The sequence below is a fragment of the Chitinophaga tropicalis genome, assembly GCF_009758205.1.
Lineage (GTDB): Bacteria > Bacteroidota > Bacteroidia > Chitinophagales > Chitinophagaceae > Chitinophaga > Chitinophaga tropicalis.
In genome coordinates, this window is the sequence record NZ_WRXN01000011.1 from 143,675 (window position 1) to 167,624 (window position 23,950).

General features: G+C 42.5%; 24 protein-coding genes and 1 tRNA gene. 10 read left to right on the forward strand and 15 right to left on the reverse strand.

Annotation, left to right across the window (positions count from 1 at the left end; genetic code table 11):
• Nucleotides 1-57: 57 nt before the first annotated feature.
• Together GO493_RS22370 and GO493_RS22375 are read right to left on the reverse strand one after the other, a co-directional pair.
• Entirely contained in the window at nt 58-1,191 is a 1,134-nt protein-coding gene (locus GO493_RS22370) for a glycoside hydrolase family 88/105 protein (protein ID WP_157308454.1), read from the reverse strand.
• 31 nt (nt 1,192-1,222) lie between these two features.
• Nucleotides 1,223-3,376 (reverse strand): hypothetical protein, encoded by a 2,154-nt coding sequence (locus tag GO493_RS22375; RefSeq protein WP_157308455.1) that lies wholly within the window; start codon nt 3,374-3,376, stop codon nt 1,223-1,225.
• Between the two features lie 131 nt (nt 3,377-3,507).
• Here GO493_RS22375 and GO493_RS22380 point away from each other — a divergent pair, with 131 nt between their 5' ends.
• Entirely contained in the window at nt 3,508-4,566 is a 1,059-nt protein-coding gene (locus GO493_RS22380; protein WP_198315798.1) for an isoaspartyl peptidase/L-asparaginase family protein, read from the forward strand.
• A gap of 95 nt (nt 4,567-4,661) precedes the next feature.
• Here GO493_RS22380 and GO493_RS22385 read toward each other — a convergent pair whose 3' ends face one another.
• Complete coding sequence (locus GO493_RS22385) at nt 4,662-4,994, reverse strand: DUF4870 domain-containing protein (RefSeq protein ID WP_157308456.1); 333 nt, start codon at nt 4,992-4,994, stop codon at nt 4,662-4,664.
• A gap of 42 nt (nt 4,995-5,036) precedes the next feature.
• On the reverse strand, nt 5,037-5,453 hold the full coding sequence (gene yiaA, locus GO493_RS22390) for an inner membrane protein YiaA (protein WP_157308457.1): 417 nt from the start codon (nt 5,451-5,453) through the stop codon (nt 5,037-5,039).
• A gap of 284 nt (nt 5,454-5,737) precedes the next feature.
• On the opposite strand from yiaA, the gene GO493_RS22395 reads away from it, so the two are divergent.
• Both GO493_RS22395 and GO493_RS22400 read left to right on the forward strand, forming a co-directional pair.
• Nucleotides 5,738-5,890, forward strand: a complete 153-nt coding sequence (locus GO493_RS22395) for a hypothetical protein (protein ID WP_157308458.1) — start codon at nt 5,738-5,740, stop codon at nt 5,888-5,890.
• 24 nt (nt 5,891-5,914) lie between these two features.
• Nucleotides 5,915-6,598, forward strand: a complete 684-nt coding sequence (locus GO493_RS22400) for a VIT1/CCC1 transporter family protein (RefSeq protein ID WP_157308459.1) — start codon at nt 5,915-5,917, stop codon at nt 6,596-6,598.
• On the opposite strand, the gene GO493_RS22405 is transcribed toward GO493_RS22400, so the two are convergent.
• On the reverse strand, nt 6,591-7,826 hold the full coding sequence (locus GO493_RS22405) for an ATP-binding protein (protein WP_157308460.1): 1,236 nt from the start codon (nt 7,824-7,826) through the stop codon (nt 6,591-6,593). The two genes, GO493_RS22400 and GO493_RS22405, sit on opposite strands and share 8 nt — an antisense overlap.
• 131 nt (nt 7,827-7,957) lie before the next feature.
• Nucleotides 7,958-8,374: an acyl-CoA thioesterase gene (locus GO493_RS22410; protein ID WP_157308461.1), complete on the reverse strand. Its 417-nt coding sequence runs from the start codon at nt 8,372-8,374 to the stop codon at nt 7,958-7,960.
• 324 nt (nt 8,375-8,698) lie between these two features.
• On the opposite strand from GO493_RS22410, the gene GO493_RS22415 reads away from it, so the two are divergent.
• Nucleotides 8,699-9,034, forward strand: a complete 336-nt coding sequence (locus GO493_RS22415) for an acyltransferase family protein (RefSeq protein ID WP_394350745.1) — start codon at nt 8,699-8,701, stop codon at nt 9,032-9,034.
• Nucleotides 9,035-9,686: 652 nt separating this feature from the next.
• Here GO493_RS22415 and GO493_RS22420 read toward each other — a convergent pair.
• The 6 genes from GO493_RS22420 to GO493_RS22445 form a co-directional block, all read right to left on the reverse strand.
• Nucleotides 9,687-10,583 carry a hypothetical protein gene (locus GO493_RS22420; protein WP_157308463.1) on the reverse strand — a complete coding sequence of 299 codons (897 nt, stop codon included), beginning with the start codon at nt 10,581-10,583 and terminating at the stop codon, nt 9,687-9,689.
• The gene (locus tag GO493_RS22425) at nt 10,580-11,821 is read right to left on the reverse strand and encodes a coiled-coil domain-containing protein (protein WP_157308464.1); all 1,242 of its coding nucleotides are present in this window, start codon (nt 11,819-11,821) and stop codon (nt 10,580-10,582) included. The genes GO493_RS22420 and GO493_RS22425 overlap by 4 nt, the downstream gene beginning before the upstream one ends.
• A gap of 2 nt (nt 11,822-11,823) precedes the next feature.
• Nucleotides 11,824-12,228: a tellurite resistance TerB family protein gene (locus GO493_RS22430; RefSeq protein WP_157308465.1), complete on the reverse strand. Its 405-nt coding sequence runs from the start codon at nt 12,226-12,228 to the stop codon at nt 11,824-11,826.
• Between the two features lie 98 nt (nt 12,229-12,326).
• Nucleotides 12,327-12,656 (reverse strand): YegP family protein, encoded by a 330-nt coding sequence (locus GO493_RS22435; RefSeq protein WP_157308466.1) that lies wholly within the window; start codon nt 12,654-12,656, stop codon nt 12,327-12,329.
• A 19-nt stretch (nt 12,657-12,675) separates the two neighbouring features.
• A complete protein-coding gene (locus tag GO493_RS22440) occupies nt 12,676-13,752 on the reverse strand; it encodes an SUMF1/EgtB/PvdO family nonheme iron enzyme (protein WP_157308467.1) in 1,077 nt (358 codons plus the stop codon).
• A gap of 26 nt (nt 13,753-13,778) precedes the next feature.
• Nucleotides 13,779-14,720, reverse strand: a complete 942-nt coding sequence (locus GO493_RS22445) for a caspase family protein (protein WP_157308468.1) — start codon at nt 14,718-14,720, stop codon at nt 13,779-13,781.
• Nucleotides 14,721-14,945: 225 nt separating this feature from the next.
• Here GO493_RS22445 and GO493_RS22450 point away from each other — a divergent pair, with 225 nt between their 5' ends.
• The 4 genes from GO493_RS22450 (at nt 14,946) to GO493_RS22465 (ending at nt 18,283) form a co-directional block, all read left to right on the forward strand.
• Complete coding sequence (locus GO493_RS22450; RefSeq protein WP_157308469.1) at nt 14,946-15,416, forward strand: hypothetical protein; 471 nt, start codon at nt 14,946-14,948, stop codon at nt 15,414-15,416.
• 810 nt (nt 15,417-16,226) lie between these two features.
• On the forward strand, nt 16,227-16,916 hold the full coding sequence (locus GO493_RS22455; protein WP_157308470.1) for a sensor histidine kinase: 690 nt from the start codon (nt 16,227-16,229) through the stop codon (nt 16,914-16,916).
• The gene (locus tag GO493_RS22460; RefSeq protein WP_157308471.1) at nt 16,913-17,581 is read left to right on the forward strand and encodes a response regulator transcription factor; all 669 of its coding nucleotides are present in this window, start codon (nt 16,913-16,915) and stop codon (nt 17,579-17,581) included. Before GO493_RS22455 ends, GO493_RS22460 begins: the two co-directional genes overlap by 4 nt.
• A 300-nt stretch (nt 17,582-17,881) precedes the next feature.
• Nucleotides 17,882-18,283, forward strand: coding sequence for a ribosomal maturation YjgA family protein (locus GO493_RS22465; protein WP_157308472.1), 402 nt, complete (start codon nt 17,882-17,884; stop codon nt 18,281-18,283).
• 55 nt (nt 18,284-18,338) lie between these two features.
• Here the strand turns inward: GO493_RS22465 and map are convergent, their stop codons facing one another.
• On the reverse strand, nt 18,339-19,103 hold the full coding sequence (gene map / locus GO493_RS22470) for a type I methionyl aminopeptidase (protein ID WP_157308473.1): 765 nt from the start codon (nt 19,101-19,103) through the stop codon (nt 18,339-18,341).
• A 177-nt stretch (nt 19,104-19,280) separates the two neighbouring features.
• On the opposite strand from map, the gene GO493_RS22475 reads away from it, so the two are divergent.
• Nucleotides 19,281-19,991 (forward strand): hypothetical protein, encoded by a 711-nt coding sequence (locus tag GO493_RS22475; RefSeq protein WP_157308474.1) that lies wholly within the window; start codon nt 19,281-19,283, stop codon nt 19,989-19,991.
• Between the two features lie 607 nt (nt 19,992-20,598).
• Entirely contained in the window at nt 20,599-21,591 is a 993-nt protein-coding gene (rhuM, locus tag GO493_RS22480) for a virulence protein RhuM/Fic/DOC family protein (protein ID WP_157308475.1), read from the forward strand.
• A gap of 50 nt (nt 21,592-21,641) precedes the next feature.
• Here the strand turns inward: rhuM and GO493_RS22485 are convergent.
• Together GO493_RS22485 and GO493_RS22490 are read right to left on the reverse strand one after the other, a co-directional pair.
• Nucleotides 21,642-21,715: transfer RNA gene (locus tag GO493_RS22485), tRNA-Met, on the reverse strand.
• A 78-nt stretch (nt 21,716-21,793) separates the two neighbouring features.
• Complete coding sequence (locus GO493_RS22490) at nt 21,794-23,923, reverse strand: alpha-ketoacid dehydrogenase subunit alpha/beta (protein WP_317165456.1); 2,130 nt, start codon at nt 23,921-23,923, stop codon at nt 21,794-21,796.
• Between the last annotated feature and the right edge of the window lie 27 nt (nt 23,924-23,950).

Genomic DNA, 23,950 nt, shown 5'->3' on the forward strand with positions numbered 1-23,950 from the left:
TGCCAGGCTGCAAAAATGATATAAATGCCAGTGGGAAGTAGCTCGAAAACGGAATTTTTATTTGAGCTTATAGACCTCTGTGCCGGCCAGCAGGAAACAACCCAGGCCATAATCTTCGAAATCAGGGATTTTGTCATAGGTAACAGGCTGACCATCTGATGGTTGCTTTCCGGTACTTTGTACATAACCCAATCTTCCATCTTCGTGTACGCATTCTTTGATAAGCGCATTCCAGGCCTTGGTAACGGCCGGCAGGTAAGTCTTCTTATCAAGATAGCCTTTGCGGATACCCCATGTCATGCCATAAACAAAGAGAGAAGTGCCGGTCAGCTCCTTACCGCCAAAGTGATTGGGATCATGCAGGCTGGCATTCCAGAAGCCATCCGGGCGTTGTAGTTTCAGCACAGCTGCTGACATATCCTTGAAATCCTGCAGAAATATCCTGTAATAAGGGGAAGATTGCGGTAGGTCCTCCATAGTACGTACCAGTGCTGCCAGCACCCAGCCATTTCCCCTGCTCCAGTAACAGTTGCCCCCATTAGGCTCTTTATAGGGAGGTACAAAGTCCTTATCTCTCCACCAGAGGTGCTCTTCCTGGTTGTACAAACCATTGGTGCCATGTTTGAACTTAGTATAAGCATACATTTCATACATGCGATGGAAGTAAGCAGTGTCCTTATATAATTTCCCCAACCGGGACATTACAGGCATGGCCATCTGAATAGCATCTATCCAGTCCCAGTCATCTATCACATCAGAACGCAGCATACTGTCTATAGAAGCTTTGATGTTCTGAATATGACCCTCCTGTTTGTCTATGAGGTAAAGGTCAATATAGGTTTGTCCGCAGGCCTGGTTATCCGCATTCCGGGTGGTAATACCGCCACGCAGGTTCCACTGGTGTTTATCACCCCACTGGATAGCATAATCATAATAGCTTTTCTGTTTGTCAATGCCGTATAGTGCCATAAGTCCTTCGTAATACACAGCTCTTGTCCAGATATTGGAGGGCCAGGTTTTATTCAGGACAATAGGTTTCCCGGCGTCCGGCCATTTTTCCATAAAATACCTGTTGGCAAGTGTCAGTGTTTTCAGGGTTTCTTTCTTAGATGGCAGCGGCTGCTGTGCATGGCAGGGAAGAATGCTTCCGATACCCAACAGGGCCGATACGAACAAAAAGTACATCTTCATTTCAGGTCGTTTTTCGTGGATGTTTATTTGATCAGGGCATAGGCTGTAAGCCTTCCCATTTTACTTTCCATTTACCATTGTCCGGAATACCGGGATGAGGTGTTTTATTACCATCATAACCTGCGCACATCAGGGCAATAGCAGCAAGCAACCCACCGTTGCCCGGCAGGTAAAGCCGTAGCCTTTCATCCTGGTAGTTATGCCCGTTGCGCAACCAGGTGTTCGTTTGCACAGGCATGAAAAGCGCATCGATCGCTTTTTCAGACAATCCAAGACGGGTGGCAGTCATAGCAGTGAGAGGAAAATCCCAGCCCCAGGTTTCCTGCCAGTTCCAGACATTCCAGATCTTATCGAAAGTCCGGTGCATAACGGCCGTATCTATATGAGCACCTGCAGGCAGCATTCCAAGGCTCCCGAATACTGCCGGGTGATCTGTCATATAAGGCTGATAGGTATACCCGTTGGGAGCACTTTCTGCCGGAAGATAAAGTCCATTCTGCTGAGGAAGCTCAGCCAGCTCCTTAAGTACATTGTCCCACTCCTTTTTCCGGGGCAGGCCCAGTCTTTCCCTCCAGGTTTGCGCAGTGTTCAACCCCCAGCGCCAGTAAGCCAGCTCAAATGCAGGATTGAAGGTGCTGTCAGGCTTGAACCTCTCCTGTGCGGGGATCAGCCCTTTTCCCAGGATATAGCGGTGAGTAGCTGTATCATACCAGGCGTAAGAAGCCATAAAGTCTGCCGTAGCAAAAACCAGTTTCTTATACTTGTCCAGTGTAGCCCGCCTGTGATCATGACGATACAGCAGCTCTGTCATATAAATAAAATGTGGTTGCTGCCAGATGAGGAAGGCCCCGACAGAGGAAGGGCTTTCATTACCTTCCGGGTCTGTCATTTTCTGCCAGCGGAGGCCGTTATATCCCTGACGGCGGGCAAGCGCAGTGGCTTTATCAGCTGCCTTTGCATACCAGGCCAGGCTTTTCTCCAACAGTGCCGGGCGGTTCCACAGTGCAAAATGTACCGCATGCCACCAGTGCATTTCCAGGTGAGGTTTACCAAACCAGCTGTTGTAGGTCAGGCCTGTTTCCTGCGGAGGCATGTTATCGGCACATTGTACCGCCATAAGATATTGGGACAGGATAATACGCCGTTCAAGCTCAGGAGCACGGGGATCTGTGCTACCGGAAAAATCTACGGCTCCCCCCTCCTGCCAGAAACGTTGCCAATAGCTCTGACTACTTTTTTTGACCAGGTCATAGGTGGGCAGTAGTAAAACAGAAGTTGTCCTGCCAAACCTGATACTGCATTCATAACGATCACTACCACCGGCCGCAGGCTGCAGCAGGTGATCATGCTTTTGCTGTTGACTGTGTGTAAGCGGAGCGTTACCCATTATCTCTACTACATAGCGATAGTCATCCAGTTCATGATACAAGGTAAGATCATACCTTTTTGCACTGAATACACCTGAAGTATGCTTGTCTGCATTATTCCGGTTAACACCGGCATCAGTGAAAGCGCCTGTAGGATAAGGAAAGCGCACCCGCAGCCTGAGGCGTCCTTCCCTGAGCAGGGCAGAACGTACGCTTACAGATATAATGTCCTGGTATGGATGTACTACTGTGGATACTTCCACGGGAACACCTTCCACTGAAAAACGGCTGCTAAGCAGGCCATTCCAGAGGTCCAGCCGCTGGTCTGCCTGTTGTATGTCATTAAGGACCGCCACACTTCCATCTTTTTTAATGATCTCAAAACCAACATTTCCCAATTGCAGTCTATGTACGTTCTGACGGAACCAGTCGGCGGCGGCCTTACCCCTGCCCTGCTGACTCCACTGTACAGCATAAGTGATATCCCTGTTATGCAGGTGATAGGTTTTCAGGCTTTCTTCAAAGCGGTAGCCGGCGGTATCTTTAAAGCCATGCCATCCCCATCCGGATTGAGTGCCCAGCGGAACTCCATTTGCATAAGCTTCCGGAAAGGTTTGCAGGCCGGTAATATCCGCAGTGAAGGCAAATCCCCCATTACCCAGTGTGAGAGATGACAGCGAATCAAACTGATGATTGAGCACATTATGACGTTGCACCAGTTGGGCACGGTTAATAGGGACCTGGGCCGTAGCAATGGAACAGCATAGCAGTAATAAAAATGCGGGAAAGCGGACCAATGACCGGCAATTATTTTTCATCGTGGAACGCATTATAACAAAAATTATGGAAACGTTTGCATAAAGCAACAGATCATTAATTTGCGATATCCGCAGAAGGAAAGCATCCTATAGTGTCCTATGGGTGACAGGATTTTTATAATTTAGATAACATGAAACGACTTAGCTTTTTACGGTCCATGGCCCTGCTCCTGCTAACCGGCATCTGCATACAGGCCGGCGCAATGTCCCTCCCGGGCGATAGCAGCCATCAACAGAAATATGTATTGGTAGTGCATGGCGGAGCAGGCACTATCCTTAAGAAGAACATGTCTCCTGAACAGGAAGCGGCTTACAAGGCCGGGTTGCAGGAGGCGCTGAGTACAGGATATAAACTCATACAGGCAGGAAAAAGCAGCCTGGATGCGGTGGAAGCCACAGTGAGAGTGCTGGAAGATAATCCTCTGTTCAATGCAGGCAAAGGAGCAGTGTTCACACATGACGGCAGGAACGAAATGGATGCCGCTATCATGAATGGGAAAACGCTGGAAGCGGGTGCCGTAGCAGGCGTATCTGTTATACGGAATCCCATCAGCGCCGCCAGGGCAGTAATGGAAAAATCCAGTCATGTAATGCTTACAGGTAAAGGGGCAGAAACATTTGCCAAAGATGCCGGACTGGAGATAGTCGACCCCTCCTATTTCCGTACACAAAACAGATGGGATGCTTTACAGAAAGCACTGAAGGAAGATTCCATGAAAAGTAAGCTGGACCATAGTTATCAGCCTGCAGGCAAGCTGGGTATAGAAAACCGGGACAATAAATTTGGTACCGTAGGCGCCGTAGCCCTGGATAAAGCCGGGAACCTGGCAGCCGCTACCTCTACCGGCGGAATGACCAACAAAAAATTTGGACGTATAGGGGATTCCCCCATCATCGGAGCGGGTACTTATGCTAATAATAAAACCGTGGCTGTTTCGTGTACCGGATGGGGTGAGTTCTTCATACGTAGCGTAGTAGCTTACGATCTGTCTGCATTAATGGAATATAAAGGGCTGTCAGTACAGGATGCCGGCAAAACAGTGATAGAAAAAGTAGGAGCGCTTGGTGGTGACGGAGGACTGATAGCGCTCGATAAAGATGGTAATGCTGCACTCCCGTTCAATACAGAAGGCATGTACAGAGGCACTGTGACTGCCGATGGAAAAATAACGATAGAGATCTACAAATAAAAACGAAGAAAGCTCCAGGACGGAGCTTTCTTGCAATTTTCATGGTTTTATAGGGAATCAGGATACGTTCAGTGTGGGTGCGTGCACTCGTGAGATCAGTTCAGGAAACCGAATCTGTTCTCAAAATATTTTCCTACACCAGGAACGGGGCTTTGTGCTTCCCGAGAAGCCGCTATAATGCCATACACCAGCATCATCAATGGAAGAAGGCCGGCTAATGCTATAATAGAACCTATAGATGGCATAATGCCTGCTACTATTTTATAAATAGTAGTGATAATTGCCGCGATGATAAAAATACCCAATGACTGTCCGAGGTGATAACGCACCAGCGCGTCTTTTACCGGGTTATTTTTATACTGGATATACGTATAGATCCATCCTATCACGGTTATATAGGCTATGATAGCTAACGTTTGGTTTTTCATGATAATGATATGGTTAATAGATATGTAGAACTATCGTTGTGATCAGTGTTGGTCTGAAGCTGAAGCTGCGGCTTTGGCAGCCTGAGTATCCCGTGTATTCTTCTGTACGCTGATAGCGCCGAAGATGCTGAGCAGGAATGCAAAAGCATAAAACCCTTTCTCGCTTGGCAACAGGGTAGCATTCCATAAGCCAACTGTAAGCAGCAACAGGCAAAGAATGGTAGATACCCAGCTGATACCGTAGTAGATGTCTGTAACTGGCACACCCTCAAGACGGTCTCTTACGCATTTCTGTACGGATACACCTGCAAATAATCCATACATCAGGATAGTAAAATAATAGCCCTTTTCATTAAGCTGCATCTGCGCATTCCAAAGACCGATAATATAACCGAACACTCCTATGAACAAAGCCAGCCATGATGTGGCAATAAACGCTAATGACGGTTTTTGTTTCATGCTTGTTTGATTATTACGACACAAAAGTAGAGGATAATCTATCCCGGAGGTATAGCGGTTTTCAGGGATTTCAGTGATTAAAAGACATAACCATATAAAAATCAATAAGTTTACGTATTTTGCTATTCAATATTTCCTGCAACCTATGGAATATAACAAAGGGACCCACCTTATTGCAACACTATATACAACTGAGCATCAACTACTTCATTCATATGAAGATTTCCGTTTGCTGACCAATACACTGATCAACAAATTTCAACTGGTTTATTGAAAATGATTTTGTGTTCTTCCCACCCGCCATCCTGCTGCAAATACTGATGTGGGATGTCACGGTAGTCCCCCTGCTGGCATTGCCGCAGATCACCCATTATATCATGGATGGATTTATATGGAAAATAAAGCAGGAAGAATTTAAATGGAGCAATGAAATTTGATACTTTTAAGTAAACGTATCATCTATGCATGCGGAAACCCATATTACCAGCTCCAACCTTGTAAGAGATATTATCATCGGCATGTCTGACGGGCTTACTGTCCCCTTTGCGTTAACAGCGGGTTTAAGCGGGGTGCTGGATACCAATCACCTGATCATTGTATCCGGTATATCAGAAATAGCAGCAGGCTGCATCTCGATGGGATTAGGTGGCTTCCTGGCGGGGCAGACGGAAGTAGAACATTACGATGCTGAGCTGAAGAAGGAATATGAAGAGGTGGAAGCAGTACCCGAAACCGAACGGCAGGAAGTGGAAGCCATTTTTATAGGGATGGGTGTAGATAAGGAATTAAGCAGGCAGGTAACTATGCAGATAAGCCAGGATAAACACAAGTGGGTGGATTTTATGATGCGTTATGAACTGGGCCTGGATAAGCCGGATAAGAACAGGGCATATAAATCAGCTATTACCATTGCGGTGGCTTATCTTTTAGGCGGGTTCATTCCTTTATTCCCTTACCTGGTAAGCAGCAATAATCATCAGGGATTTTATTTTTCCTGTGCCATCACTATTATAGCGCTGATGATCTTCGGATACTTCAAATCAAAAGTAACCGGTCAGCCGTTATTGAAGGGCACCCTCAAAGTAACGCTGACCGGTATTATAGCTGCTGTTGCGGCTTATTCATTGGCAAAGCTGATCAGTTAGTCTCTTCCCTGAGTTTGGAAACGCGGCTTATCAGTTCCATCAGTTCTTCTTTCCTGTCTGTTTGTAGCAGAATACCTATCAGACCGGTATAAACGCGTTGCTGCTCTTTATTGAGCCCCTGGAACAACCGTGGTTCCATACTATAGATATTTTTCAGGGTATGCAGGAATTCTGTTCTTTTGTGATTGTCCTCTATCCTGGGAAGGACATCATTCCTGTCATACAGATCTACCAGCTTACCGGCAGCCGTTCCATCCACAAAAGCTTTCTGCCTGTTACGCAATAGCTCATGCAGGTGGGTCATCAGGTTTTTAAACACCATATGCTGCCTTGTTTTTTCGAACATATTCTGGGTATGTTCTACATCCCCCGGATGGAAGGTATCGAAATAGCGGGATTCTATATAAACGCTGTGGTTAAAGCCTATTGCGTTATTATTGAAAGAGGTGAGATCTTTAAACACTTCTTCCTGCTTTGAATTAAGGAAGTAAAAAAAGAACTTATCTCCTATCTTCTCAGACCATCTTACAAAAGTGATCCTGAAGTAATATTGCGTACCTTCTGCGTCTTTCAACGCAAGTGTACCGGTATCGCTCTCCGCAATAGATTGTACATATTCTATGGGTTGTCCGTTGATAAGTATCTTATATTCCTTCTCCCTGTTCAGCATCAGGAACCATCCAAATTCCTTTACCAGGAAGTTTTTAAAGTCATCAGACTGGAAAGAGAAACCTGTTACATCAAACAGTTCTGAGAAAGTAACAGTAGTCCCTGTTGCCTTCTTCTTTGAAGTTTTTTTATTATCCGGTTCAAAAAAATCCTTTGAATTCCGGGTGATGGTTATATCATATTCAGTGAGCGTACCGGTAGTTGTATCCCTATACACGGTCTGCCAGAATGCTTTACCGCTGAATGCAGAGAAAGAGAAGCGGCCGCGGCCTTTGTTTCCTTTTATACCTGAAGAGTATTTTTGAAAGTAGGCTTTTTTGATAGAATCATTGAAATGACCAAAGGTTTCTTTCAACAGGTCATAATCGATCCCTGTGCCGTTATCCGTGATAGATAAACTATGTATAGTATCTATGGCGTTTGTTTCGAAGTTAATGCTGATAGTGGTAGCGGCAGCATCAAACCCGTTCCAGATATATTCTGCAATGGCTTCCATATAATCCTTCGGCAACCCGGAGGACTGGATACCAGTATCGGTTACTGAGACTTTTTCTTTCATCTTTTTCCTGCGTTTTCCTGATTCAGGCTGCTATTTACTAATTCTTTTAGTAAAAAGGAAGAAAATGAGAAAGTTAGAAGCAAGATTGGGGATAAGAAGCCTGGGAATGATATTCCAAAGCTTCTTATTTATTAAGCTTCCAATACAGGAGCAGATTTCAACTTTTCTTTAATCCCTTCAGGCAAAAATGGCCTGCCGCCGGTGGCAGGTACACAGGTGCCTGTAAAAACAGCTTTGGTAATAACCTTATTATTCATCATTATTTTCTGCTGGAAGTGGATCTGGGGCTTTTCACTCTTATCAGCAAACAGTTCACATGTTACAGTAAACGTATCGCCCTTTTTCAGAGAACGGACAAACTGGATAGTATACTGGGAAAGTACCATATTCACCCCTTTCTTTGCTTCTTCCTCCAGGCTGAAACCAAGTACATCTTTTATAAAGTCATGCCGGCAATATTCCATATAAAACGGGTAGTACAGGCCATCCATTATTTCCTGTACGTCAATGTGTTCTGGCTTAACGGTGTATTCCTTTATATATTCCATAATTAACTAAGTATTTTCAGGTAGCGAAGATATACTACTTAAATATAAATCGTATATCTGATCTCCCGACATAAAGTAATATGCCAGTTTGAGCCTTTTACCAAGAGCTGGGTTACGCTGTGGCCAGGCTGAACCATCTGGGGATAAACAACTTGGGAATATTGTTTATTGCCCATAACTTCGCATCTGTCTATATTTTCCCAGCTACAGGGATAGTTGTTTTACTGTATTGAGATATCTATGAAACAAAGAAGCGCCTTAATTGATACTGCTAAAGGCTTGGGCATATTATTGGTAGTACTTGGCCATTCAATTTAAGACAATATTGTAGGATTCGATAATTTCCTATTCCGTCTTATTTACTCATTCCACATGCCACTGTTCATGTTCCTCAGCGGCTGTGTGGCTAAGTACGGAGTCTCCAGATCAATTACCGGGAATTTAACAAGACTGGTACTCCCTTTCCTGGCCTGGTATTTAATTGCCTACCTGGTACAATGGGCTACAACAGGTCAATTGCCTGACTTTGCTCATCACATGATGGCTCTTCACGAAAATCCGGATATGGGATTGTGGTTCCTGTGGGTTTTATTTTTGTGTCATGTCTTCTTCTACGTCATGTTCCAGGCACAAAAAGTGGGAAAGTGCCTGCAGCTGTGATAGTCTTTTTACTGGTGCAGATTATACCAATAAAGATCTTAGGTTTCGGCCTACTGAAATGGCACTTCATATTCTTTGTGGCAGGCTCTCTGACCATTTATTATAAAGAATATCTGGTACGTTGGCGTTATCTGTTTCTGATTGCAGCAGTTATAATTTATATACCCTTATTCTAGATCTGGGAATTTCATAGTAGTGAGCGTCTTATAAAGACTCTTGCAGGATTCCCGGCAATAATACAATCGCATAGTGCAGTTGTATCGAAAATAATTAATTATTGCATAGCGTTTGCCGGCATAGTGATTGCTCTGGGGCTGGTGTACATTCTGTTAAATCTGAATCCGTTAAAACTCTTTCTGACAACGATTGGTCTGTATACACTGGATATCTATGTAAGTCACCAATTCTTTGCAAAGCTGCATTTAGGTAATGGACTGGCAAGCCACATTCTTAGCAGCTTCCTTATATCATTGACAGCCACCCTGGTACTGGCATATTTTCTAAAGAAAATACCTATAGTAAAAACTATTTTATATGGTATACGTGAACGGGAAACTACTGCTGATAAGGTATCGACAAAAGTGAGATAAAATTTTCCGGCGATGAGGATCAGATAGTCATTTTAGCTATCTGATCCATCGCTCATAAATGGCTATCCGCGTAAAAAGCTCTCTATTTTATGTTCCGTAGTTTCTGGTAGGTCACTATTGATAATTTTCCACTTCTTCACTCCCATCTCGGCAAACCACTTATCCATTACTTTACGAATAATATCTTCGTCATTCTTGTGTTTCGCAGAAGGCGTCACCTCAAGTACCAGTACTTCAAGCTTGTCCAGGTCTGTCCGTTTGCTGATCAATCCGAAATCCAGCTTATCTATCTTTTCTGACCACTTAACATCATTCCGCAACTTGTATTTGTCAAACAAATCAGGCAGGATATAAGCATACCGGTTGCCAACAACATCTTTCGAATCAGCGTGATAAAGATATCCATCCGTAAATATCACCAGCAGGTTACGATAACTGGAATCCGGATCAATAGCTATTTCATTTACATCGTTTTTAAAGAAACGCCAGATATCAGATCCCGGCCAGGCGGCCTGTCTGATGGTTGTACTATAAATGCTGCTGATATTGTCACTTACCGTATGTTTTAATGTTTCATAAATATTCTTTTTCCCTTTGGAATCCATCTTCGAGAGATCGATACTCAATTTTGTTGCCGCCTGGTTGATGCCAGGATCCGGAGGGTTAGGATGAAATATCACACGCATTTTCCCTTTAGCCATATAAGTCCCATTGGCCTTCATCTGGCTGAGGAAATAATCTGCGAGATAGTCGATCAGAGCGCTATCTCTTTGTGAATGCTCAGGTTTGTCAGGGTTCTTTGCGGGATCTATCCGGTCGGAGAGATCCAGCAGTATGGTCAGATTGATCTGCTTATCTGCTTTTTTGCCCTTTACGTTATCTGTCATTCCGGCTGCCGGCTTTTTTTCATCCGATCCACATCCCCATAGTATAATGGCTAAGAGTAATATATATTTCATCCGTTGTTCATTTTAGGGTAATTGTAAATAGCAACGCTGACAAACTCCTGTACAATCGATTCTGCCGCCTCCAGCTCTGTATGCGCCTTTCCGTTCCCTTTCATCCAGGTCAGCCAACCAGACATGAAGCTGAAAGCATCCTGCTCAAATTCCCGTGGGATAATTACGCTGTTGATGGTTTCATTGAGTTTCTTTATCTGCGTCTTAGTATCATCAATCTGATGGTTCATCTTATCAACATCTGTTTTTAGTTCACTGATATTCTTTGTAGCATCTTCAATTTGCTGATCTTTTTCTTTCAAAGCTACTTTTACCTTATCCAGCTTACCAAAAGCTTCCAGGACAAAATCAAACACAAAACCCCAGATGAGGTATACAATGAATCCTGCAAAGATGATCAGCCAGAAATTGATTGAATACGAAGCTAATGGAATGGAAAATTCAGGGATATCGCCGAAGCTGTTCTCCTTTCTTATGTTATATATTTTTTCGGTGATCTCATAAGCAAGGATAGCATCGAAGATAAATGTAACCAGTATAAGTGTAGCAATTTTAATCACCTTTCTGAAACCCTTTTCTTCCTGCAGTTTATGGATCAGATAGCCCAACCCCAGGAATACAAAAGGAATAGTAAGGATCAGCACCAGCTCCGTAACTCCGTCATTCAGCGCATTTGACAGTGCCTTTGCGTCAAAAATAGAGCTTGCCACTCCTATTTCATTCAGCACAAAGTTCTTAAAGAATGCTGAATATGATGCTGAACTATAAAACACAAACAGGTATACTGTGAGAAAAACGAGGATAATGCTACCGATATAGAAACTGGGTTTACTGGTTGAATCTCCTATAATCTCCTGGGGATTTTTCCGGATGTTCAGTTTTTCTTCCTTCAGTGTTTCTATTCTTTGTTTTAAACGCGGGATATCTTCTTCTTCTATCCTCTTAATTTTATTTTCCCAGCGGGTTATATTTCCTTTATGTTCTTCCAGCTTTACCCTTACCGGTCTTTTCAGTTCTTCCTGCTTATCTATATTATCCTTTATCCTTTCCTTAAAATCAAAATATACTTTCTGCAAACATACTCGCAAGCCAGGAATACTTCCACCTAACAGGTAAGCCTGATGAAGACCGTAGTCCTGGTAGCTGAGTTTTTCTCTTTTCTCTTCTGTATTTTCAGACGGAGCCGGAGGTTCCTCCCTTACGGCAAACAGGCCTTTTGTGATTTTTAGAATACCCATGATTAAAGATTTTGAGAAACAGTAGATAATATCTGGTGTTTGGGAGTGTTTTTAGCAGCTTCATCCAGCAGGAATTCACATATCTGAGTAATATTCTCATCCTTAAATCCAAACCGAATGCAGTAACGCATCAGGGTTTCTTTCTCCTCTTCATCTAAAATGCCATCTGCCCAGGCTATCAGGCTGAGATCGTACAGGCAGTCTATCTTTTCTAAAACAGTTTCAGGAGGAGAGAATTCGGGCTGACCCGGCTGTAACAGTAAAGTGTCTATATCAGAGCGGCTTACGCCTCTTGCCTCTCCAATACGGTATAACATTTCCAATTCCTTTATATCAACATGGGAATCTGCCAGTGCCATATGATACAGGTTGAGGAAATGAGCTTTTAATTCCGGAGTTAATGACATATTATAAGTGCTTTAAGGGTTAATATTATATGAAGAGAAAAGACCGGCAAAGGCACGGTATTTTGGTCTTCGCCGGTTCTATTTGCATCCCCAGAGTACTAAGTCAGATCAACGACAGAGGCGTTGGGAGCATTCCTTTTCACAGATTCAATTCCGGCATCACGACTCGCAGCACTTGTATAACTTTCGCTACGGCCTATAGGCTCACCATTACCAGCTTTCAGAACAAATGTATAGCTGCCATTATTATGTTTACGGTCATATTGGTCATCATCAGGAGCGTTTTTCTGCACAGATGCGATGCCATTCTCACAAGATCGTTTAGCTGTGTATCCTTCGCTGCTTAAGATGATTTCTCCGTTACCAGCTTTGAGATTGAAATAAAACTGGGCGTGGGGCTTAGTGATTTCGAATTTGGGATTGCTCATATTATAGTGGTTTTAATTTTCATTTATTCCAGGCAACTCTGAAGCCAATATAGGGTTGACGGGCATCGGGACATTCCTTGTCAGGGTAAGCAATAGCAAGTTCATTCACTGGCTTAATCTTACTTTTATACGATCCTCCTCTCACAGCCTTCCAGGTAGCCGAAGTATCTATCCAATCATCACACCATTCAGCAGCATTACCAGTCATATCAAACAGGCCCAATGCATTTGAAGCTTTCCTGGCTGCTATACCTGGGTACGATTTGTTATAGATCGCAACGTTACTGGCATTATTACTACCGCTGTATTTGAACGCCTGTCCGGCATTCGCTGCAAGTTCCCATTCTACCTGGGTAGGAAGTCGCCCATTTACCCATTCACAAAATGCCTCAGCTTCAAACCATGTTATATTAACAACAGGATAATTATCATTTGATACTGGGGGTTGTAGAGGGAGACTCTTTTTCTGACTAATACAAAATCGCCTATATTGAGCTACTGTTACTTCCGTTTCACTAATATAGAATGGATCAGTTCCGGTACTTAAAGCGGGGGGCGCCACCAATACTTTCTTCATTTCCCGCCGGGGCTCAGGCCCAGTACATATTCTGTAAACACAATAAACCAGAAAAATTATACCCATCGCCGCTATCATCACCACATATGTCCTGATGAGATTACGGGATTCTAAACGCTTTTGCCTGGCAATTTTCTTTTCAAGGATATCAGCTATCTTCTCAGGGTTATTCTCCCAGGTACGATGTACCACATGCATGGAAATACCATCAACTTTTGTATCATCAAGTCTTAATTGCAGAATACGCGCTTTATTTGCCAGCGCCCATTGCCGTTCTACATTGGACCAATACTTCTGTACAAAAGAACTACTGGTTATCATCAATACATATCTGGCATTCCCCCCAAAAGAATCTTTTGTAAGGTTGATAATATATTCCCCCCAGCTGGCAACTGCTTCTTCTTCATAAAAGTAACAGCGTATCTTTTTCTTCTTTAATTCTGCAGCGATCAGCTCTGCCACTTCTTTATCTTCTTCTGCAACAGAGATAGCGATATCATATTTAAAGTGCCTCTTCATTGCTTACAGGGATTTGCATTTTGAGGTTATATCCTTCCGTCTTTTATTAATTTCCAATAATAAGTCCCTAACGAGGTTAACCTGCATCCTTTACTATTCATGGCAGCCCAGTACATATATTCTTCATCTACCGGTTCAATCAAACCTATCAACTGCATTCTGCGAAGGATCTTAAATATATTGATGTGATCAGTATCCGGCGTTGCCGTTGTATACTCGTAGCTGGGATCAAGCGGATATATATAGCCGGCTTCAGGAAAATATTCCTTCAGTTTCCTCAGCTCTGGTAAAGCAACTACCGGATTCACCTTTCGCAGACTAACAGTTCTTACAATATTCGCTTTAAAAACGGGTCTTTGTTTCCAGCTGCCAAGCGCTTTATCAATATAACTATAGGTATTTCCCGGAGTCACTTCGCCGCCTATATCTGCCGCACCTCCTTTCAACGCATCTATCAATAAGCTGGTAAATACTCCCTGTCCTGCAATTTCAACTGATGCTTCAGTACTACGGCTGGATGCCAGGATGATCACTCCCTGCTCTAAAAAAGCTGCACTGTTACCAGGCAAAGCAGGTATCCCCATGGCGCCGGCGTGACAACAATCAAGAAGTACTATTTTATGCCTCGCAGCAGACTGGCTGGCCAGCTTCAGTATTTCATCCATTGAAATACCTTCATCATGACGACTGAAATCGGGCGTTATGATATAACCGCCCGTATCTGTTATACAGCCGTGGCCTGAAAAATAAAAAAGGCTCACTTCGTCGTCATTCTTAAAGACATTATGGATCAGAGATTTCAGGGTTTCCTTTGTCTTTACATTTGTGCTAAGCATCACATCAAAATTTGGGGAGCCATCGGCATTTGCATCCAGCAATTCTGCCACTTTTGTTGCATCATCAACACAGCCTTTTAATCTTGCACCTCCCGGATAATCATTAATGCCGACAATCAGTGCTTTTCTCATGAGGAGTATCATTTTAACAAACCAAAGATTACAAAGCTTCATGAAGGAAAAAACCTGTATGACAGGGGAAAAATCCCCTTTTTTTATCCCCCCCGGGAGAAACCCTTCTGAGCGTGGGAGGATTTTTCCGGTATTTGATTTCCGTTGATTTTTGTAGGCAAATGAATACATAGCTTAGCACCGTAAACAATTTCTCAACCCCTTTTTTCAACAAAAAATCTATTTATGCAACACCATGTAACTACAAAACCACTACCCTTTTTCTATGTAGGAAAAAAGCTTTCCGCCGACCGCATCACCCGGTTTCAAAAACAGAAACACAATCTGCTTAGTCAGGCGTTAGGTAAACCCGATACAAGATCAATCTGGTATTCAAAGGAACATTTTGTGAAGTTGCTGGAAGAGATAGAATTTGCCGGAGGAGATGGTATCAGGATCCATTTTGGTATGTACGAAGAAGGACACCAGTTTGCAGGACAGTTATGTCTTTTGTTCACCTCCACCCGGGAAAAAATGGTAGGAAATGCCGTTACACACAGCAATGTGATATTAGAACATGAAGCTAACTATGCAGAAAGGGCATCTTTAGAAAGAGAAGTTATCCTCTTTCCCGGAGATGGTTCTGTAGAAGATATTAAAGATTTTAACTTAGGGTTACCCTGCCCTCCCCGCTGTGATGATGATTTTTATGAGTAACATTCCGTAATTTGAGTGAATGCCGGTTCCCTTCAGATATGAATATTTATATTTTGTCCCTCTATCGCTTAGCGCCATTTTTTGCCTGAAAAGTTTCTGGCAGAAATGGCCTAAGCCTTATAGGCTTTTCGCCATGTTAGTGATCCTGTCTTTACTAACAGAATTGTTTGCCATGGTATGGAGATGGAATATCTACAATATGTTTTCCTGGCATTTTTCGAAGAACAACTTTTGGATCTATAATTTGTTCATCATAATACGCCTTGGAATTCTATTAGCTTTTTTCCATCATATTCTGTATTCACCAGGGATAAAAAGGGTAATATCTTTTGGAGGCTTAGCACTGATAATATTCGGATTGATCAACTATTTCTTCATCCAGGGGCCATTTCAATACAACACCTATAATGTGATCTTCTCACATATCCCAATCATCATTTTATGTCTTTATTACTTCAAACAGCTGCTACAGGAAACCAGCTTCATTATATTACAAAAAGAGCCTCTGGTCTGGATGCTCTTAGGAACATTCTTATACCATGCAGCTTCACTTCCCTTCTTAATAATGCTGGGCTTCATGAACATGCAAAAAGACTATCTGTCTTTGTTGCTATTGTTTTTACCTATTAATGATACACTAAATTTATTATTGTGTTCATGTTATTTAATAAGCTTCTTATGCAAACCTCAGCCTACGCAACCTCACTAACGATCATCATATCGACTGCTACTGTTCTGGGTCTTAGCTTCGCTATCATATATTTTCTGTTCATCTATCAGCGAAAAAGATTCCGACATCAACAGGAGTTGATGGAGTTACGCGAAACCTTTAATCAAACATTATTGCAATCCAAACTGGCTATACAGGAACAAACCCTTGATCATATCTCCAAAGAATTACATGCCAATTTTAGTCACCTGGTCTCTCTGATCAATATCAATCTTTCAGAGATACTTCCACAGATATCTGCAAACCAGCGTGAAAACATCATTGAAACAAAATCATTAGCCAAGCAGCTGATGAGCGAACTAAAAGCGCTGAGTGCGAACCTGAATACAGATCATATCATTCACATCGGCTTTATAAAAGCATTAGATAATGAATTGAGCCGACTGTCCAAAACCAGGAAGTATGAAACAGTTGTCACCCGGGCAGGTGAAGAATACCGGATGCTGCCGGAACATGAAATTATTCTCTTCCGGCTTTGCCAGGAGGTATTGAATAATGTTGTGAAGTATTCAAAAGCGTCCAGGATCTCTACATTACTTTCCTTCCTGCCGGACCGGTTCTCACTGACCATTGCTGATAATGGGTCAGGGTTCAATGTTCAGGAAGCATTACAGCAGAGCGGCGACAAACAAAGTACAGGACTGTTAAACATGCGGAAAAGGGCAGCCCTTATTAATGCGGAATTCAATATTGTAAGTACCTTTGGTGAAGGAACTGTAGTAACGATAGATATACCTCACCCCGAAATACTTAAATCACTCCCGATATGAAAAGCGCCACCCCAAAACTCAATATTGCACTGGTAGATGATCACAACCTCTTCCGTAAAGGCCTGATCAAACTTATTAACCTCGGCGACACACAAAATAAGTACAACATCCTGTTTGAAGCAGAGAATGGTGGCGGGCTGAAAGAGAAAATGAAAGAGCCACCGTTTCCTGATATTATTCTGATGGATATTGAGATGCCGGATATTGACGGTTTTGAAGCAGTAGATTGGCTACAGCGTACACACCCTTCCATCAAAATCCTGGTAGTTTCAATGGTTGAATCAGAAGATAAAATCCTACGTATGCTGCGTTTAGGAGTAAAGGGTTATCTTTCGAAGGACATAGAAGTAGAAGATATGCACCAGGCATTGGAAACAGTTGCAAATAATGGATTTTATTATTCTGACATCGCTACGGAGGTCCTTAACCAGAACCTGAATGGTGTTGTCAAGCCCAGTCATCCGTCAGCCAATCTATCAGAAAATGAGCGGGAGTTCCTTAAATTGGTTATTACAGATATGACCTATTATCAGATTGCGGATAAGATGAACCTGAGCCCTAAAACAATAGATGGGTACAGGGAGGCGCTATTTCAGCGGTTAAAGGTAAAGAACAGGACTACATTGGCGGTATATGCGATAAAACATGGGATTGTGAGATTGTGAAGGTATATAGCGTACCTAAATAAAAAGGTGTCTCAATTATTTCTGAGACACCTTTTTTATTTAAACCCAAAACTTATATCTCCGGAAATATCTCATAAATATAAAGACTGGAATTATATTAATTTATACATTAAAACACTAATTTGTAGCCGTATACAAAAACATTATTATCGAAAAATGTAGCTTTCAGTAGAAGATTCCGATAAATAAATACAGAGATCGGTTTGACGAAACTAATCACTTCCATCACGACAGCTAAGCAGCCAGGGGGCAATAAATGAAAAATCCTAAATTATCTCTATGAAACTACGTTTTAACTACATATACGTCATCCTGACGATACTGATTTTTATAACCGAAGTCCTTATCGCCATTTATCTGCACGATGGCTTTATCCGTCCTTACGTCGGGGATTTCCTGGTAGTTATCCTGATATACTGTTTTGTACGCAGCTTCCTTCAGGCACCCGTGATACCAGTAGCATTGGCAGTGCTGGCATTTTCATACCTCGTAGAAATCATGCAGTATTTTAACCTGGTAAAGCTGATCGGGCTTGAACATTCGCGGATAGCCAATATTGTTATTGGCAATTATTTCACCTGGACAGACATACTTTCTTACACGCTAGGCATTGGCTTCACTATATTGATAGAAAAGATAAAACCATTTGCTACAATCAATACCTCTCACAAAGTTCAATAAGACTCTGAAAAGGGCTCTGACATAGGTAAGTCTGGGCCAACTGGAGTCCTAAACTTTAATTAAATATTCCGTTCACTTCCGTTAGTATTATAGGCTTTCCATCGGTAACGACAATGGTATGCTCATGTTGTGCCATATACCCTCCCCTGTCGCCTACCATCGTCCATCCGTCATTGAGCTCAACTGCATAGTTAGATGACGTTGAAATAAACGTTTCTATTGCTACGACTGAATTCTTCCTGAATCTCCTTTGGTCAAAACGGTTTTTATAATTCAACAGCTGATCAGGATCTTCATGAAGTCCCCGGCCAATTCCATGTCCACCAAGGTTCTTAATAACCTTGTAACCATGCTTCTTAGCTTCTGTTTCCATAAGATGGCCAATATCTGCTATCTTTACCCCTCCCTTTATGTTACTGATTGCTTTACGCAGGATCTCTTTGGAAGCGTTGACTAATTTTTGATGTTGATTCACATCTTCTCCAAGAACAAAGGAACCTCCATTATCGGCCCAGAATCCGGCAAGTTCTGCAGAAACATCAATATTTATCAGGTCTCCCTCTTTTAAAATGCGCCTATCCGTAGGAATTCCGTGACAAAACTCATTATCGACACTTATGCATGTCCAGCCCGGGAATCCGTATGTCAGATATGGCGCTGATTTTGCACCAAAGTCCGATAGGATCTTAGCTCCAAATTCATCAAGCTCTTTTGTGCTCATACCGGGTTGGGCATAATTAATCATCTCCTTTAAGGTGTATGCAACAGCTTCACTTGCTTTTTGCATTCCCACTAATTCCGATTCTTTTGTTATTGACATATTTTTCTTTTTCGGGTATTCTGAAATATTAACTTTATAGTCTCCGCCTAATACTAAGTTATAAAAAAGCTCTTAAAGATGGGCTTCCCCTTTTAATATCAAGATCAGGCAAATATCTAACCAATTATTCTTCTGAAGAAATTTACGTAAAATAGCAGAAACATAGACATTTGCAATATGAGAAATTCAATCCTTAAGACAGTGGTTCTATTGTCGTTCTTAAGTTGCAATTATTCTTCTAAAAACCAGACCGGCAAACTTATAACAATTAAACATGTATCTGTTGCTAAGATCCCGATGGTCTGTGAGCGGGATAATAGTTCATTCTTAAATCTTACAGATTCCCTTCTTTTCCAATCAAAGCTATGGCCCGAGGCAATTAAAATTATTCAGGATTCAATTCAATACTATTATCGCACAGATAGCATCGTATCAAATAGTGCGCTGATCGATGAAATTATTTTCCAAAAAGAATTTTTAGAAAAATTTGATAAAACGAAGAATGTAGATAGTTTGAAATTAGTTATCAGCAGGAACTTTGACAATATGGCTTTCGATAGTTACGGGTTAATGTCTTCAGGCGATACAAAATTAATTATGTCAACCACATATAACGATTTTTGGGAGATAAAGAATCAACTGGTAAAAGTTGAAGAAGATACAGCAACAAAAAAGCTGTTTTTTGTAACAAAAAATGGGAAGAAAATAAGTTTCAGTGATGTTGTTCCATTAAGAAACTATATCTCTGATATCCGGTTTAAAGAACAGTTAATAGTCTATTACGCCAACAAGAGAGTTGATTCAGTCTCAGTATCCTCGCCTAAAGTAGAAGATGCCTCACATTTAACCCGGCTTGCCGAAAGCCTGCAGGAAGCGAAATCACTTTAAGATCACTAAAAGTACATTACTTAAATCCGGAAAACAGCATAGAAAGAAAGTACAAAATATTATGAATAGCCAAAGAGATAAAAGTAAAATAATAACCTATCCGCCAGAGACCTTAAGAACTTTTAGCGTGCAAGAGTATCAGTGGATAGATAATCTGAATTTCACCATTAATCCGGAAGAGTGTTTAAAAACACGGAGGAATATATCAGTATAGCAAGGGAAATATTTTTGGATGCGGGCTGGGACGGTGACGGGAAAATAGAACTCATGTGGATTCCTCCTTTTATGTTGCAGCGTAGTCTGACGGGGGAACTTACAGCAGGAATTACGATCTGGCATGTTAAACAATTAGAAGATGGCGTATCCTGGCTTTTATCACCAAATAGAATTAACATGTTCAACCTGGTCCGGAATCGTGTCTCACTTAATGAATAGTTTGAAGAAATTCCGACCAAAACAAAAAGGCTTTTAGAGAAGTTCTCTAAAAGCCTTTGCCATCTTGTAGCGAGAAAGGAAGAACTATCCAACCTGTTAGTGAAGGATATAGAAACTTTTAACCACCTCTAGCTATGGATATGCTACCTTCATAGTAATAAGATAAATGATAATGGAAAATAATCAGATAGTTATTTATCAGACATCCGATGGGGAGACATCTATAGATGTTACTCTTGATCAGGATACTGTTTGGCTCTCTCAAAATCAGATGGCTGAATTATTTCAAAGCAGCAAACAGAACATTAGCTTACACATAAATAATATTTTCAATGAAGGAGAACTTGAAAGAAATGCAACTGTCAAGGAATCCTTGACAGTTCAAAATGAAGGCAAAAGAGCCATTAAGCGTAAGATTGATCAGTATTCATTGGATGTAATTATTTCAGTAGGATATCGGGTTAAATCCAAACGAGGCATTCAGTTTCGTATATGGGCCAGCAAAGTGCTAAAAGAATATCTGATTAAAGGCTATGCCTTGAACGAAAAGCGTCTGCACGAACAAAAACAGCAATTCGAAGCACTAAAACAAACAGTGCGACTAATGGGCAATATTGCAGGCACGCAGGAATTATCAACTAATGAAGCTACGGGATTATTAAAAGTTATTACAGACTATACTTATGCGCTGGATGTTTTAGATAAATACGACCATCGCAATTTGAAAATTGAAGCTATCCATCTCCATGAATCTTTTGTCTTCACCTATGAAGAAGCAACAAAAGCTATTTATGGGCTAAGAAATAAATTTGGAGGAAGTAATTTATTTGGAAATGAAAAAGATGAATCTTTCCGAAGTTCTATCTCAACAATTTATCAATCTTTTGGAGGACAAGAGTTATATCCTAGTATTGAAGAGAAGGCCGCACATCTCTTATATTTCGTTGTAAAGAACCATTCTTTTTCAGATGGGAATAAGAGAATCGCCGCTTTCCTGTTCGTATGGTTTCTTGAGAAGAATAATATTCTTTATCGGGAGAATGGATCTAAACGTATTGCAGATAATGCGTTAGTAGCACTTACGCTTATGATTGCCGAAAGTAAACCAGATGAAAAAGATATAATTGTGCAGGTGGTTGTTAACTTAATAAATGGTTACAACTAATATTCCCAACAAAAAGGCCTTCAGCAATGCTGAAAGCCTTTTCTATTCTGTAGCGAGAAAGGGAGTTGAACCCTTGACCTCAGGGTTATGAATCCTGCGCTCTAACCGCCTGAGCTACCTCGCCATAACCACGTCTTGTTCAAAACGGGAGTGCAAAGATAATCGGAAAATCCTAAAAGCCAAAAGTTAAACACAAAAACTTTTAATATGCTAATAGTTCTTTTATCACCGCCCTCACTTTTTCCGGATTAGGCAGCATAGCATTTTCCAAAATAACATTCATCGGAACTGCCGGCAGGTCGAGGGCGCCAAGGGTAAATACCGGGGCGTCCAGCGATTTAAAACAGTTCCGCTGTATACGACCGGCAAACGCCTGGGCAAAAGAATTGTTGAGCTGTTCTTCTGTGAGTACCAGGCATTTGCCATGTTTATTGACTGTATTGAATACCAGTTCTTCATCTAACGGGAAAAGAGTACGAAGATCTATGATCTCTACCTGACCAGGGAAAGCTGCCGCAGCGGCGAGCGACCAATACACGCCCATACCATAGGTAATGATACAGATCGTATCTCCCTTCTTTACATCCCGCGGATGAGCCGATTGCACTACCCTGCCTTTACCCAGCGGAATCACATAATCTTTTGCCGGCTCTACAGTGATGGCTCCCTGGGTACCAGGCACCTTACTCCAGTAAAGACCTTTATGTTCCAGCATCACCACCGGGTTTGGATCAAGGAAAGCAGCTTTCATCAATCCTTTCATATCGGCAGCATTAGAAGGATAAACAACCTTGATCCCCTTGATACTGAGCAAAGTAGATTCCACGCTGCCCGAGTGGTAGGGACCTCCCCCTCCATAAGCGCCGATAGGTATACGTACCAGCGTCTGGACAGGAAACTTCCCAGCACTCAGATAGCAGGATTTTGAGATCTCCGTAACAAGTTGATTGAAGCCAGGATACAGGTAATCTGCAAACTGGATCTCTACTATGGGTTTTACCCCCACAGCTGAAAGGCCGGATGTCGAGCCTATAATATAGGCTTCCTGGATGGCGGTATTATAAACACGGTTGTCACCGAATTTTTCTGCAAGTGTGGCGGCCTCTCTGAATACACCTCCTAAACGGCCGCCAACGTCCTGACCAAAGAAAATAGCTTCCCGGAAGTCATGCAATATTTCTTCTACTGCATGTAATGCGGCATCCACCATCATGACCTTAGTTCCTGCCTCAGGCATACGGATACCCTTTTCAGCTGTAACAGTTGCAGGAGCAAACACATGCTGGTTCACAGTATCTGCCAGCGGCTCAGGCGCCTCTTTTGCCCGGTCAAAATCAAGATCAATGTTCTTACGGATGTCGGCTTCGAGAGAAAGCAGGGCATCTGCCGACATACCCGTTTCCAGCAACCGCATCCGCAGGAGAGGCAACGGGTCTTTTGCTCCATGAAGCGCCAGATCATCTGCCGGACGATACCATTCCTTACGGACACCCGAAGTATGGTGCCCCAGCAAAGGAACACAGGCATGTACCAGGATAGGCTTCCGCTCCTGTCTGACATAGCTGATAGCTGCATTCATAGCATGAAGGCATTCTTCAAAATCACTGCCATCCACACGCATACGCTCCATTCCTTTAAAACCGGCAGCATATTCATAGGCGTCCATAGCCCTTGCTTCATCTGCACTGACAGAAATCCCCCATTCATTGTCCTGGACAAGGTAAATAATAGGCAGCTCCCATAGCACAGCGCTTTGCCAGGCTTCACTCACCTCCCCTTCTGTAACACTGCCATCCCCAAGGGAACACAGCACTACAGGCGCTTCTCCCTTCGGTCCTTTACGAAGAACGGCTGCGCCCGACTGCTCCAGGTATTTAATCCCCTGCGCCATGCCAGTGGCCGGAATGACCTGCATACCGGTGGCACTGCTCTGATGTGGGATACAGGGCTTGTCAGGATCAAGACTGTTGGGATGACAATAATAGGAACGGCCCGCAGAAGCGGGATCATCTGCTTTAGCCAGGAGCTGGAGCATCAGTTCATAAGGCGTGAAACCCATTGCCAGCAGCATACTGTCGTCACGATAATAAGGACTTGCATAATCCCAGGGCATAAGCTGCATGCCTGCCGCTATCTGAATGGCCTCATGGCCGCGTGACGTGGAATGTACATATTTACAAACGGGGCGGTTCTCTTCATAAACAGCTGCCATACAAGCTGCCTGATACATGAGGCGGTAAGCCTTCAATAACATACCCTGTTTTGCTGAGGGGCGTTCCTTTCCTTCATTAGCAGCTTTAAAAGTTGGAACGCTTACACTATCTTTAAACACGGAATTATTGATTTAATGTCGTAAACA